The sequence below is a fragment of the Haloferax sp. SDI50 genome (genome assembly GCF_059802635.1).
Window position 1 is genome coordinate 1 of sequence record NZ_JBPULL010000002.1, and the last position, 13384, is coordinate 13384.

General features: G+C 58.9%; 10 protein-coding genes and 1 pseudogene. 7 read left to right on the plus strand and 4 right to left on the minus strand.

Translation table 11 applies throughout. The annotated features are described in order from the left end of the window. The first annotated feature begins 629 nt into the window (after nt 1-629). Nucleotides 630-914, plus strand: a complete 285-nt coding sequence (locus ACSR87_RS14975; RefSeq protein WP_498531078.1) for a PadR family transcriptional regulator — start codon at nt 630-632, stop codon at nt 912-914. 119 nt (nt 915-1033) lie between these two features. On the opposite strand, the gene ACSR87_RS14980 is transcribed toward ACSR87_RS14975, so the two are convergent. Together ACSR87_RS14980 and ACSR87_RS14985 are read right to left on the minus strand one after the other, a co-directional pair. Then, nucleotides 1034-2215, minus strand: coding sequence for a tryptophan--tRNA ligase (locus tag ACSR87_RS14980; protein WP_498531079.1), 1182 nt, complete (start codon nt 2213-2215; stop codon nt 1034-1036). A gap of 542 nt (nt 2216-2757) precedes the next feature. After that, complete coding sequence (locus ACSR87_RS14985) at nt 2758-3657, minus strand: SOSS complex subunit B family protein (protein ID WP_498531080.1); 900 nt, start codon at nt 3655-3657, stop codon at nt 2758-2760. Between the two features lie 532 nt (nt 3658-4189). Between ACSR87_RS14985 and ACSR87_RS14990 the strand changes: the two genes are divergently transcribed. Then, nucleotides 4190-4486 carry a ribbon-helix-helix domain-containing protein gene (locus ACSR87_RS14990; RefSeq protein ID WP_498531081.1) on the plus strand — a complete coding sequence of 99 codons (297 nt, stop codon included), beginning with the start codon at nt 4190-4192 and terminating at the stop codon, nt 4484-4486. Next, a pseudogene (locus tag ACSR87_RS14995) lies at nt 4476-4760 on the plus strand (type II toxin-antitoxin system RelE family toxin). The gene ACSR87_RS14990 and the pseudogene ACSR87_RS14995 overlap by 11 nt, the downstream one beginning before the upstream one ends. Before the next feature lie 538 nt (nt 4761-5298). Here the strand turns inward: ACSR87_RS14995 and ACSR87_RS15000 are convergent. Further along, entirely contained in the window at nt 5299-6363 is a 1065-nt protein-coding gene (locus ACSR87_RS15000) for a TrmB family transcriptional regulator (protein ID WP_498531082.1), read from the minus strand. Nucleotides 6364-6471: 108 nt separating this feature from the next. Beyond that, entirely contained in the window at nt 6472-8481 is a 2010-nt protein-coding gene (locus ACSR87_RS15005; protein ID WP_498531083.1) for a DUF7997 domain-containing protein, read from the minus strand. A 96-nt stretch (nt 8482-8577) separates the two neighbouring features. Between ACSR87_RS15005 and ACSR87_RS15010 the strand changes: the two genes are divergently transcribed. The 4 genes from ACSR87_RS15010 to ACSR87_RS15025 all read left to right on the plus strand — a co-directional run bounded on the left by ACSR87_RS15010 (nt 8578) and on the right by ACSR87_RS15025 (nt 13303). After that, nucleotides 8578-10068 (plus strand): extracellular solute-binding protein, encoded by a 1491-nt coding sequence (locus ACSR87_RS15010; protein ID WP_498531084.1) that lies wholly within the window; start codon nt 8578-8580, stop codon nt 10066-10068. A gap of 63 nt (nt 10069-10131) precedes the next feature. Further along, nucleotides 10132-11124, plus strand: coding sequence for a carbohydrate ABC transporter permease (locus tag ACSR87_RS15015; RefSeq protein ID WP_498531085.1), 993 nt, complete (start codon nt 10132-10134; stop codon nt 11122-11124). Further along, on the plus strand, nt 11124-12122 hold the full coding sequence (locus ACSR87_RS15020; protein ID WP_498531086.1) for a carbohydrate ABC transporter permease: 999 nt from the start codon (nt 11124-11126) through the stop codon (nt 12120-12122). The genes ACSR87_RS15015 and ACSR87_RS15020 overlap by 1 nt, the downstream gene beginning before the upstream one ends. A gap of 2 nt (nt 12123-12124) precedes the next feature. Next, nucleotides 12125-13303 (plus strand): ABC transporter ATP-binding protein, encoded by a 1179-nt coding sequence (locus tag ACSR87_RS15025; protein WP_498531087.1) that lies wholly within the window; start codon nt 12125-12127, stop codon nt 13301-13303. The last annotated feature ends 81 nt before the right edge of the window (nt 13304-13384 follow it).

The window sequence follows — 13384 nt, forward strand, 5'->3', positions numbered from 1 at the left end:
CACAGTACGCAGTAGTAGAGGACAAATCCGTAGTTGAAGGTATCTGGGAAGATGAGCAAGGTCACTACGATGAGTTCAATCAGTTCCTCCGTGACAACCCTAGCTACAGCACGAGCACAGAAGAAACCGACGCACACTAGAAGGAGAACAAACAGAAAACATCAGCCAGCAAACACTAGCCTGAGCCCTAAAAACCTCTATCTCCTCCTTAGTTTCCGTTTTTCAGGGAGTCGGCTTTGTTGAAATCCTTCAGCGTTGACATTGCAAAGAGCGCTCTTTCTGGCTAGTTTCCGTGGATCACAGTGAAAACTGGTCTCTCAACAAATCGCAAGACGGCAAGAGGATTTCAACAGAGCCGCAAAATTGTAATGAATGCCCATCCGACTGCGACGAGAGTCGAGCCCTTGTACGCCCAATAGACTGTGAAGAGCAGGGTACCAACAGTCAGTAGAAGATGAGTACGTCGGCTGGCATACATTGGAATATAAATTTTCTTACAGGTACTAAATAACTTTCTTGGTAGCTACACACACAGCGCGTCGTGCTGGCAGGTCCAGCGAAGTCAATGTAAACCCTGACCGGAGGCCAACAAGCGTTTATGTATTCTGAAACTAGGTACGGACAGCAAAATGCACGATCTGACCGGGTTCCAACGCGACCTGCTGTATGTCACCGCCGGCTTGGATGAGCCACACGGACTCGCAATCAAAGACCAACTGGAAGACTACTACGAAACCGAGATCCACCACGGCCGGCTGTATCCCAACCTCGACACGCTCGTTGAGAAAGGACTGCTCGACAAGGGTGAAAAGGACCGCCGAACGAACGTCTACGCAATCACCGCTCGCGGTCGCCGGGAAATCGAAGCCCGCGACGACTGGGAACAGCAGTATACCAGCGAACTTACAGAATAGTGTGTCGAAGGCGTGTTGAATGCAGCTCGCGAGTCAATCAGTTTGTTCGGCTGGGTATGCAGAACTGTTGCACAATCCAACTACCGCCAAATCGGTGAAAAAGCGGTGAATTGAGATGTCTACTGTTGTGAGAGCGCGTTATCCGGATATCCTGCTCGCCTTCTTACAGCCTGCCGCTCGGTTTCAGTCAGCCGGTACGGAGACAACTCTTCATCCAGCGAACCGAGTGCCGACCGACGGGCCTGATGAGATTCGAGGAAATCCGCGATACGCTCTGCCGCGACTTCCTTGAGTTCACCACTCAATAGAGACCCCTCACGGTAATCTGCTGCCAGTTGTTCAACCCGCTCGTCGCTCTTCTCAAAGAAGTAGTACAACAACAGGTAAGAGACATCAACCTCTGGATTCCCACCTTGCGAGCGATGTTCCTCGATGCTCGTCTGTCCACCTGAGTACGCGTACGTTCGGATCTTATCGGTGACCGTCTCTCGGTCGTCCGAAAGGAGGATACTCGGGGCGTCGTCAGACGAACTCATCTTTCCCGGCCCTTCAAGACTCGGGAGGAATTTCGAAAGCAATGCCCCGGGCTTTCGTACGTCGTACCGTTGTTTCGAGGCAATGTCACGACAGACGCGTACATGTGGGTCTTGGTCTACTGCAATTGGAACGAGTGTCGGATGGGGACCTTCGACAAGCTGTGGAAGGAGCAGATGAGTTGCTTGCACGGCGGGATAGAACGACAGGCCGATATTCTCCGGTTCTCCGTACGTCGCGTCGACTGTCGATTGGGTCACTTCCTTTGCAAAGGCAGTAGCAAGTGGGTACACCACGTCGGCGTCTGCTGTATCAACGATGATGCGAGTGCGGTCAGGGTCAAAGCCGACGGCAAGGAGGTCGCGGAGATTCTGGCGAGTGTAGTCGCTGATTTCGTCCAGCGATTTGTCCTTGAGAAAATACTTCTCGTCGTCGGAGAACGGTATGTAGACGCGTGTGCCAGTCCGTTCTTGGAGATATTTTGCAAAATAAAAGGGGAAGATGTGGCCGATATGCATCGGCCCGGAGGGACCACGTCCGGTCACAATTGAATGGGGTTCGCCATCGTTTGCGGCATCAAGGAACGAGTCTACATCTCGTTGGGCGTAGAAGACGTCTCGACGGACGAGCGGGTGGCCGGGGTCGGGGAATCGCGTTTTCTGTTCGGAGGTGAGTCGGTCGGCTCCGAATCGGTTGAGGAGTCGGTCGTAGTCGATGTCGCCTTCGACGGCGTAGGGCGTTACGGTGAAGTTGTCTTCTGCTGGCATTGGTGGTGTTGAGAGGGTAGTCACTTGGAGTGCGGTACAGCGAAGAAGCGAGTGAGCATCGCGGTGGTATCGTTGGGTGAAGCCCGTCAGACCCTACACCGAGATACTGTCCACTTCCCGTAACGCGTACCAACGCCAGCAGTTGGCGGAGGAAGTGGACTGCACATGTCCGACGATGGGCACATGTAATATATATCCTCTGCTTCGATTGTCACGTCTTCTTTAGATACTGCACTATCGTGGCTGTCGATTCAAGCTGCTGAACTCACTCTCTGAGTGTGTCACAGCGCTTCTGTCAGATTCCGGGATTTTCAACGGAGTGGCCTGAGGAGAATTCACGAACAGGTGAGAAATCACGTTCAGCCGTGCCACAGCGTTGTCTTCTTGTTTACTCGCTTCAATCTCGCTGGAAAGGTCGCATCTTCTACCAGTAACTAAGGTCGTGGCTGCGCGCGCAGCGTCTGCGAGCACGGAGCGGAGGGTGGGGCGGCGGGGCCTGGGTCGGCTCGGCCACCAACAAAAAAGAGGGCTGCCTCGCGCCGTTAGGCGTCCCACCAAGCGTCGCGCTCAGGGGGGTGCACGGTCGTCCACCCCGTCAGGGCAATCGAGACGCGCCCGTCGTACCAGTTCCGCGCCGCCCCGTGAATCCGCACGCGTTCGCCCTCACGAATCCACGGCACGTCCGACGCCTTCCAACTCGTCAGCTTCACCTGTCCGCTTTCGTCTTCGAGTATCCCCGCTTGCTGAATCGCCGGCGACTCAGACTCCCACACCGTCGTCAGCGTTCCTTCAATGCACACCTCGCGTCGCAACACGCCCTCAAGCTTCTCGATCGACACCATCGTCCCCGGTGCGCCCTCAAGTTCCTCGAACACGCTTACCGCTGCCGACATCATATCCTTGCCACCCAACACCGCCTCGCTCAGTCGCCGACTGATCGCCGCTCGCGACCACCCATCCAACTTCTCCGCCAACCGTTTTGCCTGAGAGTTCACCGCGCCCAACTGTGCTTGGGTTAGCTCCGTCCGGGGGTCCGCCCGGTCGGGATCCATCACCGGATTCACGCTCGCCGCACGCTTCTGGAACTGCCGCCGTCGCGCAGCGCTCCGCTCGGCCGCAATCGCCCGGGACCGCGCCTCACGACCCTCTTGCGAGCCCAGTTCCGCACGGGCACTAATCCGTCCGAGTTCGGCTTTCCGCGCTCGAATGCGCTCTTCTTGGGCCAACGTCACGCCGTCAATCCGCTCGTCGCTCGTGTCTGCAATCCCGTCAGGGTGGTTCGCATCCACTTTTGCTTGGATCTCCTGTTGCACCGTCGCCTGGAACGTCGACGTCTCGTCGACGACCTCGAAGCCGCCTTCGTCGACTACCGTCTCGTCCGCGTGTTCGAACGCCTGTTCAGCCACCGAAACTACCTTGCGATTGGAGTTGTTACTAGACATTGTTGTTCCTGAAGGCGCTGACGCGCCGGCGCCCGCGACTCCACTCGCGGGATTCTCACGAACCAACCTGCTTGAGCCACGGCTCCGACGTCGACCGATGACGCCGTCACCGAGGTGCCCGCGTCGCGCCTTCACGCCGGACCCTGTCCGGCGCGGCGCGGCACCGACGGCACCCCCACAGACGAGTGCGGGGGGTGAACCTCGAGGTGAGCGCGCGGTCACCACCATATACCCAGCCGGTCACCGCGGGTCGGCGCCTCGCCGACCGCCGTCCGTCGGTAGACACAACGGAAGCGGTCGCGGCGCCGGGGCGGCACGGCCGGGGGGTATACGGTGGTGAACGGCGTCGCATACGGCCACAGCGAGGCCGCAGAGAGCGAGGACCCGCCGGAACAGCACCGCGCCCGGACCCGCACGAGCCTGTCCCGTCCGTCGTAGGCGCAACGGCACGACGACACCGAGAATTCGATCAAGGCGATCAGGTAGTTCTTCGGAGAAGGCTTATGTCTACACGGACGCATAGCATATGTATATGTCCGATGCTGATACAGGGTCCAGCAATAACGGCCCAGAGATGGTGCAGATAAACCTCCGGCTAAGCAAAGCCTTTCTCGAAGACATCGACGCAACGTGGGAAGAACAGGGGTTCAACTCACGGAGCGAATTCCTTCGCTACGCTGCTCGTGACGCCATCAAACATCCCGAATTTTCGCGAGAAGGATGGAAGCAAATCGCAGCGAGCGAACACGACCTCCGGTCCGGTGAATCAGATTTAGTCTCGCGAGACGAAGTCCTCGAAATGATGGATCGAGACGCGGATGGTGAGTGAGGAAGACTGGACGTGGAGGTTCTCACCACGCGCTGCGAACCAATTCAAAGGGCTCGATACGCACGTTCAAGACCGGATCGTCTCAAAACTCGACGAGATTGTCGACTCAGAGTGACGAGGTCCTGACGACTTTGTTGAGCCGTTAACTGGTGGACCATTCTCGAAACTCCGTATCGGACAGTATCGTCTGGCTTGTGTCTTGGACTACGACGAGTCAATCCTCGAGGTCCATCGAATCGAGCACCGAAGCGGTGCGTATACTGCCGACGATTGAACTTCAGAACAGGAAGTATCAGTATCTCTCAAATTAGTGGCTGGTTTTTGAGCAATGGAGTATCCTCAGTTCGGGAGTGATACGACTACCTTAACCAACAGAATCGAGATGGTGTTGCAGAACGTTGGTTAAACCTCTCGTCTATTGACTCGATAATTCCTCGATAACCGCTACTGTTGCAACGAGTGTCTGTCGCCGGTCCTGTCGTTCTTCTATCTCCTGGTTCAACTGCCGTATCTTTTCTGAGAGTTGCTCAACTACGTCCGTCGTCTCAGGGAGACGGCCATCGGGACGAGGGACGTTCCCACTCCGAATTTCGAGATCGGTCCGCCGTAGATGCTTGCACCCACCGCTCGGGTTCCGCTTCGAGAAATCTGGACACGTACACGTCTCACTCGCAACGTCGACCTCGTAGATGTTCCCTGACTCCGATTTCACCTCGTAGATTCCTCCCTTCTGTAGTAACGAGACGTCCTCTCTTCAGTTCGAACTCGCCTAGTGTGCACGGCGACTAGTCGGTGAGAACGTACAGGAAACGCTATTCCTGTTCTATATCACTGACCGAGCGGAAAATGACGCGTCGGGCCTCGAAATCCTCCAAGAACGCCTTCGAGCCGCCGACGGTAAACGTGTCGTCAGACGTCTCAACGACGAACGATTCCTGGGTCGGAAAGTCGTTCGAGAAGGGCCGGACGAGGCTCTGTTTCACCGCCACGATCGTCCCAGTAGTCGTCTCGAACGCCGCGTTACTCTGGGTGGGACGAATGTCCATCTCGGCCGTGACGACAGCACCGTCCATCAGATGTAACGTCGCGTCGAACACCGCATGGCGGAAGCTCGTGAACGTCGCCGGCAGTTGGCTTTTCGACCCAACGTGTACCTGCTCACCCATCGGCCAGTAGTTGGCGATAAATGAGTCAAACAACGAGGAGACGATATGCTCCTCGGCGTGATAGATGGCGTACTCATCTGAGTTCGAGTTCAGTATCGCATCTGCCGAGGCAATGATACCATCACCGCGGTCAACGGTCAGCGTCACTGGCGCCGGGGCGCTCCACGTCTGGATGATACTCGCAGTCGCACCGTCGATCGAACTCGTGCCGTCGTATTCCGTGACGAGAAGCATACAAAATACTCCCCGGCTCTGGGCCTCTCTAAGCGAGTCTTCGACCCGATGGAGAACCGATGCGGGAAGTGCGAGAACGAGTTCGGATTCAGCGGTGTCGATCAGCTTGTTGAGCTGAGCGAGTATCGTCCGTCGAGATTTGATGATACTGAACTTCTGCTGTTCGTAGCTCTCGGAGTCAAACAGGTCCTCTAACTGGGATTCGACGGTCTGTAGTTGGGAAACGAGGTTGTCGATGCCCTCTGCGGGCGGAATCGCCCGTAACTGCGTCGGTTGGACGTGGTCGTCGATTTCGATGAGGTCGCGCTCCTCGAGTTTTCCGACGATATCGTACGCGTAACTCTTAGAGATGTCTGCCTCTTCGGAGACGACCCGGATTGTCGTAGCCCCGTTACGGAGTATCGTCACGTATGCTCGTGACTCCTTGTCCGAGAGCCCGATCCGCATGAGGCTGTCCACCACCTCGTCTTCCACCATACCCAAGTGTTCGGCCAAGGTGGGGGATAAATCTTAGTATGGGAGTACAGACAGAGAGCTGTCCGGCGGGTAACCGCCTCGAACCCCGTTGTTCGAATGTAACGCTCCCTACTCGGTGCGGGCACCTCGGGTGACACGGGATGCGTGCGTGGCTAGTCGAATGGCGTGGGACCAACCCAACGGCGTCGCGCTGTCCGGCGCCCCAGTGTCGAAGAACTGCTCCGGGAGGTACCCCGATGGAAGGCACAGACTGCCGTCGAGATCAATTTGGTCGAACAACTGGTCGGCCCACTTCTCGGGATCGTACTCGTCGGTCGACGAGAAGAGTCGGATCGACTTCTCGGCCGCGTACGCGCCCCAGCCAGTCGAGACGGTCCAAACCTTCTCGCTTCCCTGGCCTCGCTGCCGCCACGTATCGCCCTCGAATCGCGTGAGTCCGGAGATGTCGTCAGTCTCTTTCCAGAGCCTGGAGAACGCGGTGTGGAGATGGCGCTCGAGCCGCCGCAATCGCGTTTCGCCGATGTTCCCGATAGCCCGGTAGGCGAGGTGAGCGTCGACGAGCGAGAAGGTCGTGCTGTCGACTCGGTCGTCTAAGTCACCGCTCCCGTCGTCTAATCGGAGCGCGTAGATACCCTCGTCGGCGGCCCACGCCATATCGAGTGCGTCGAAAACCTGCGTTGCCCGCGCAGTTGCGCGCTCTCTGGTGGCTGCATCGCACGTGACGACCGCAATCGTACTGTAGGCCTGAACGAACTTCGCGGCAGTGTGCGTGAAACGACCATTCGTATTCTCCCACGCATTTTCGCACACCGTCGGGAAGCCATCGTCTTCCAGCGAACTGTCGAGCCCGTCGACTCCCGACTGTAACGCGTTCTCGATGGCCTCGACGGTGACGTTTCGGAGCGACTGTCGGTACGTCGAGAGATACTCGGCGAGGAAAACGAGGACGCTCGCAGTCTGGTCGGCTTGGTACTGCGTTTCCGTGCCCTCGATGTGGCCGTTCGCCCATCCCGGCGCAAGCCGACCATTCATCGGCCACACCCGGTGAGGCCACCGGCCGTCGGGTAACTGCGTCCGCAGGTAGAACTCGGCGCTCTGTCGGTGTGTCTCGGCTGCGTCGAGTCCGAGCGACTCGTCGGCTTCCAAGAGAAACGTCGAAACTTCTCCGTCGTCTCGGAACCACGTGTAGCCGTAGCCGCCGGAGTACTGGTAGTACGGGTCGAAGTCCGGCCCCGCAATTCGGGCCCCAGTCGGTGCGGAGAGTAACTCAAGGACCGAAAGGTCAGTCGCGACGAGTCGGTTCGCGACCGTGGAGTACTGTCCGGCCTGCCGTGCCGTCGCGAGGAGCGCGGCTGAATCGCTGTTAGTTCGTCGCGTCCGGGTCGCGACCGCAGAGAGCGCATCCGAGCGAGACTGCGTTTCGATGTCCGACAGCAGGGTGACGAGACTGGTCTCACCGTCCTCGAAAGCGACGCGGACTCCAACACCACCGGTGAGGCGACTCTCCTCGTACTCTTCGGACGCGCCGAACTCCGGAAACGACCGCGATTCCGCGGCGAGTATCTCGTCGAACCGTTCGAGTACTTGGGGCGTACACTCCACGAACTCGGTCGAAGTACCGAGATAGTCGTGTTCTCGGTTGTGGTACACCTCGACGGCCTCGTCGTGGACGAGCTGCCCGACGCGCCCGTCTCTCCCCTCCGGGCTAATCTCGACGAACCCGACCAGTTCGATATCTTCCGGTGCATCGTCGCCAAGCTCAAACGTCGTCGTGTGGGCGAGTCCATCGGTAACGTCGCGTTGTATCACGTCGAATCCATCGAGACGGTGCGTCGTCTCGATGAGCGAACGACCCGCCCGGTGCGTCTGGCTCCCCGTGTCGAGCGCATCGAACCACTCGACCGCGTCACCGACACGGATGCCGAAACGCGAGGACACGATACCTCCGAAGCCCGAAAGTGGGTACGAGTAGTCTCGGAGTGACCCGGCTGGTGAAACGTGAACGAGACGTTGGTCCGACCCGCTGAATCTGCCTTGTCGCGTGCGTCGTTCGCCCGGAAATACGTCGGTCGCGTCTTCGTTCTGCTTGTAATCGTCGAGTGACCGTCGGAGTCCCATACACCTACTGGCCCAGAGTCCAGATAAAGTTCTTGTGATATCTCAAAGTCAATTCCTAAACTATAAGTGGGCCTATTTTGATGAACAATTCGGACGATGACAGCGAACCCAGAGACGAGCAAGACGACGAAGAAGAGCGTCTCACGACGGCGGTTTATCGCCGCTGCAGGTGCGACGGGAGTCACAGCGGGCCTCTCCGGCTGTGCGAGTATGTTCGGCAACGGCTCCGACACCGGCGGGCAGGTCGGTGAGTCCGAAAGCGGCGGAACGACCGTCGTCTGGGGCTTTGACGCGACTGTCGCACAGGACCACGCGGACCAGCTCCGTACTGCACTACACGAGAAAGGGGGACTCTCGGACGACATCCGCGTCGAGTTCCAGCCGGGCCAGCCGGACAGCGGGAAGCGTCGCTCGACGTACAATCGGCTCTTGAGCTCTCAGGAGACGACGCCGGACATGTTCATGATGGACAACGGCTGGGTGAACATCTTCATCCAGCGGGGACAGCTCGCTAACCTCTCTGAGGTTCTCCCCGAAAGTGCGCTTTCGACCATCGAAAACGAGTACTTCGGTGGGTTCACTGAGACGGCCATCGACCCCGCAAGCGGGGACCTGTTCGGTGTTCCGCTGTACCCCGACTACCCGACGATGTTGTACCGGAAAGATCTCGTCGAAGAGGCCGGCTACAATCCAACTGAGGAAAACTGGGCCACCGAGCCGATGACGTGGAAGCGGTGGTCGAACATCGCTGCCGAGGCACAAGAGGTCTCGGGCGTCGATTACGGCTTTACCACCCAGTGGGATATCTACGTCGGAACCGCCTGTTGTACCTTCAACGAGGTCCTGTCTTCGTGGGGCGGCGCCTACTTCGGTGGTCGCGAGAATCTCTTCGGTCCCGTCGGCGAACGACCCGTCACCGTCGATTCGGACCCGGTCGTTAACTCGTTGAATATGATGCGAAAATTCGTCCACGACGAGAGCTTCGACGGGGAGTTCAGCGACTACGGCGGTGGTTTCACACCGACGAACATCCTCGGGTGGATCGAAGACAGTTCGCTCGCACCGTTCGTCGACGGGAACGCCGTGTTCCACCGCAACTGGCCGTACGCGATTAACCAAGCAGCGTCGGAGTTCGGTGACGACCTCGGGACGATGCCGCTTCCCTACGGCGTCCCCGAAGGCGAGGCGCAGTTCCCCGGAACCGGTGGGTCCACCTCCGCACTCGGTGGCTGGCACATTACTGTCAACCCGAACAGCCAGAAGCTCGACGCCGTCACACAGGTCATCCAAGCGTCGATGCGCGAGGAGTTCCAGCTGTTTCTCCTGGAGGTCGAGGGATGGCTACCGCCGCGGGCGAGCCTGTTCAACTCCGAGACGGCTTCGGAGCTCGAACCGACCGGCGACTACATGGACACGCTCCGCGTCGCCGGTGAGAACACGATGGCTCGACCGGTTACGGCGGTCTGGAACAACCAATCGAGCAAAATAGCGGAACAGGCTAATCGCGCGGTCGGACAAGAGGTGTCTTCGGCCGAGGCGATGGCGACGCTCCAATCCAGCCTCGAAGAGACTGAGAGAAGCAACTGACGAGCTGAGAGCTCCACACTCAACAGATCAAACCATGAGTCCCACACCTCTCGGAGGGATAGTATGAGCGCTGATACGGCTTCGGAACCGGCACGTGAGTCACGGCAGTCGGGGCCAGTCGTCGTCTTCTTGCGGTGGCTGGAGAACCTGAGCGACACGCAGTACGCGTACCTACTGCTCACCCCGGTATTCGTCCTGCTTGGTATCGTGGCTATCTACCCGCTCTTGCGGACGTTCGAGCTGTCACTATACGCTGTCTCGACTGACCTCTCTAGCGTCCGTTTCGTTGGTCTCGACAACTACGTCGCGCTGTTCACCGGAGAGAAAAACCGGTTCCTCCCCGGAGGAACGACGTTCCTCCCGACCGGATTCGACGCCGCGAGTCTCCTCGATAGCGCCCTCGTAATCACCCTCATCTTCGCCGTGGCCAGCGTCTTGTTCGAGACCCTCATCGGACTGGGTCAAGCACTCGTCTTAGATCAAGACTTCTACGGCCGGCGGTGGGTCCGTGCGGCGATTATCATTCCGTGGGCCGTCCCAATCGTCATCCAGGGGATGATGTTCTTCTTGATGTTCGATTCGAACGTCGGATTCGCGACGCCGATTCTCGCCGACCTCGGAGTAGTGGCACCAACCAACACACTAAACGACACAATCAGCGCGACGTTCATCATTATCGTCGCCGACATCTGGAAAACCTCGGCGTTCATGGCGCTACTCATCCTTGCCGGGCTCCAGAGCATCAATCGTAATCTGTACGACGTGGCCCGCGTCGCCGGTGCGAGTAAGTGGCAGCAGTTCAGATATATCACGCTCCCGCTCATCCTGCCGACCATCGGAGTTGCAGTGTTATTCCGCTCGGTGCAGGCGATGCGCGTGTACGGTATCATCGATACGGTCTCAAGCTGTACCGTCGTCCCCTCACTCTCCTGCATGGTCGTCTCGACGTTCAACACGCACGAGGGGACGTCCGCGGCCATCGCATTCGTGACAGCGGCCATCATCGGCGTCGTCGTGATGGGAATCATCCTGTGGCAGGGGGAGGACGCGATATAATGTCCAGCGAAACCGACGGCACGGCAGACGATGCCGGGCCGCTCGCGCGGTGGGCACGGAACGCGATCCACAACCCACGACGGGTGTATCGAGCGCTGTTCTACGTCGCGATGGCATTTTTCATGGTCACGACAGTATTCCCGTTCTACTGGTTACTCGTCCTCGCGGTGACGCCGCAGGGGAACCTGCTTTCCGGGAGTTTCCTCCCGACGGTCGAAATATTCGGTGTCAGCGGCACGTTCCCGCTCCCCGTTCCGAAAGGATTCAATCCGACGGCATTCGTTACCGTCTTCGAACAGGTCCCGTTCCACCTGTACGTGCTGAATAGCTTCGTGCTAGCTGCCACGACGACAGTTATCGTCCTCGTCGTCGCGAGCCTCGCGGGCTACGTGTTCGGACGGATCGAGTTCCCCGGACGCGCGCTGTTGATGCTCGGTATCCTCGCCATCAGCTACTTCCCGCCCGCAGCGTTCGTCATCCCGCTGTTTCAGGCGTTCGCCGGTAACGCCCCGATAACGATTCCGTTCATAGGTGTCCCGCTATTCACGCCGCCCCGACTACTGAACACCCCGGGGTCGATGATCATGCCGTTCAGCGCGCTGTTCCTCCCGCTGTCGATATTCATCCTCACGACCTTCTACGGGCAGATTCCCGACGGGTTGGAGGACGCGGCGCGGGTGGAGGGAACGACCCGACTGGGCGCGCTGTTCCGCGTCATCGTGCCGCTTTCGGCACCCGGCGTGGCGACCGCGGGCGTCCTCACGTTCATCAGCGTCTACAACGAGTACTTCTTCAGCTCGATTATGGCGACGTCACCCGAAGCGTCCAAGTGGTCGCCGATCGTCGGCGGGATTCTCAGCTACCAGACTCAGTACACGACGCAGTACAACCTCATGGCCGCAGCGAGTGTTGTGGGGGTCATCCCCGTCGTCGTCCTCGTCATCATCGCGCAGGAACGCATCGTCAGCGGACTGACCGCAGGAGCACTTAAAGAATAACAATGGCACGAGTACGACTCGAACACGTAAGCAAGCACTACGACGACGTAACGGCGGTCGACGACATGAATCTCGACATCGACCACGGCGAATTCATCTGCTTTGTCGGCCCGTCGGGATGTGGGAAGTCGACGACGATGGAGAGTATCGCTGGACTCACGAAGCCGAGTGAGGGCGAAATCTACATCGGCGACCGCGAGGTGACGAACCTCCCGCCGAAGGACCGCGGGGTCGCGATGGTGTTCCAGAACATCGCGCTGTTCCCTCACATGGACGTCTACGACAACATCTCCTTCGGGCTCCGCCTCCGCAACTACGACAAGGAGGAAGTCGAGCGCCGCGTCGAACGCGCCGCCGAAATCGTCCAGTTGCAGGGCATGCTCGAACGCATGCCCGACGAGATGTCCGGCGGACAGCGACAGCGCGTCGCCATCGCCCGCGCCATCGTCCGTGAGCCCGATGTCTTTCTCATGGACGAGCCGTTAGCGAACCTCGACGCGAAGCTCAAGGTCCACATGCGGACCGAGCTCCAGCGCCTCCACAAGGAACTGGACACGACCATCATCTACGTCACCCACGACCAAGAAGAGGCGATGACGCTCTCGGACCGTATCGCCGTCCTTGACGCCGGCCAACTCCAGCAGATAGACCCGCCGCTCGTCTGTTACAACGAGCCGGCGAACCTGTTCGTCGCCGGCTTCATCGGCTCGCCCTCGATGAACTTCGCCGAGGCGACGGTCACAGAAGACGCGCTTTCGACAGCGAACTTCTCGCTCGCGTTCGATCCGACATCTGTCGAGTCTGTGGAGGTAGGTGACGAGGTGACTGTCGGGATTCGACCCGAAGACATCTATCCCAGCCGAGCGCGCGTCGAAGTCGAAGACTCCTCTTCGCTCATCGCCGCGCGCGTCGATATTCTCGAACCGATGGGTGACGAGATATTCGCGTACATGCTGTTGGGCGAGGGTCGAACCTCAATGGACCAGTCAGGGACTGATGACCAGTTGCTGATGAGTGTTGAGCCCGACTCGACGATTCGGGAAGACACGGACGTCGAAGTCGTGATAGACCGGGGGAATGTCCACCTCTTCGATACGGCGTCAGGAAACGCACTCACCCACGGCCTATCCCCCGTTTCAGGCAAGTTAGAGACCGAGACGACAGCCGACCCAGACGACTGAAGCGACCCGGCAACCTCGCCGTCGGCGACGGTGAGACGCAGTAACTCTTGGAGGCCACCGAAAGAAACCGCTCTCTCGGCC

Bases quoted from the DNA above. Each gene is read 5' to 3' on its own strand.
- ACSR87_RS15020 (WP_498531086.1), top strand. From the start codon at position 11,124: ATGTCCAGCGAAACCGACGGCACGGCAGACGATGCCGGGCCGCTCGCG.
- ACSR87_RS15025 (WP_498531087.1), top strand. From the start codon at position 12,125: ATGGCACGAGTACGACTCGAACACGTAAGCAAGCACTACGACGACGTA.
- ACSR87_RS15000 (WP_498531082.1), bottom strand. From the start codon at position 6,363: ATGGTGGAAGACGAGGTGGTGGACAGCCTCATGCGGATCGGGCTCTCG.
- ACSR87_RS14990 (WP_498531081.1), top strand. From the start codon at position 4,190: ATGTCCGATGCTGATACAGGGTCCAGCAATAACGGCCCAGAGATGGTG.
- ACSR87_RS15005 (WP_498531083.1), bottom strand. From the start codon at position 8,481: ATGGGACTCCGACGGTCACTCGACGATTACAAGCAGAACGAAGACGCG.
- ACSR87_RS14975 (WP_498531078.1), top strand. From the start codon at position 630: ATGCACGATCTGACCGGGTTCCAACGCGACCTGCTGTATGTCACCGCC.
- ACSR87_RS15010 (WP_498531084.1), top strand. From the start codon at position 8,578: ATGACAGCGAACCCAGAGACGAGCAAGACGACGAAGAAGAGCGTCTCA.
- ACSR87_RS14985 (WP_498531080.1), bottom strand. From the start codon at position 3,657: ATGTCTAGTAACAACTCCAATCGCAAGGTAGTTTCGGTGGCTGAACAG.
- ACSR87_RS14980 (WP_498531079.1), bottom strand. From the start codon at position 2,215: ATGCCAGCAGAAGACAACTTCACCGTAACGCCCTACGCCGTCGAAGGC.
- ACSR87_RS15015 (WP_498531085.1), top strand. From the start codon at position 10,132: ATGAGCGCTGATACGGCTTCGGAACCGGCACGTGAGTCACGGCAGTCG.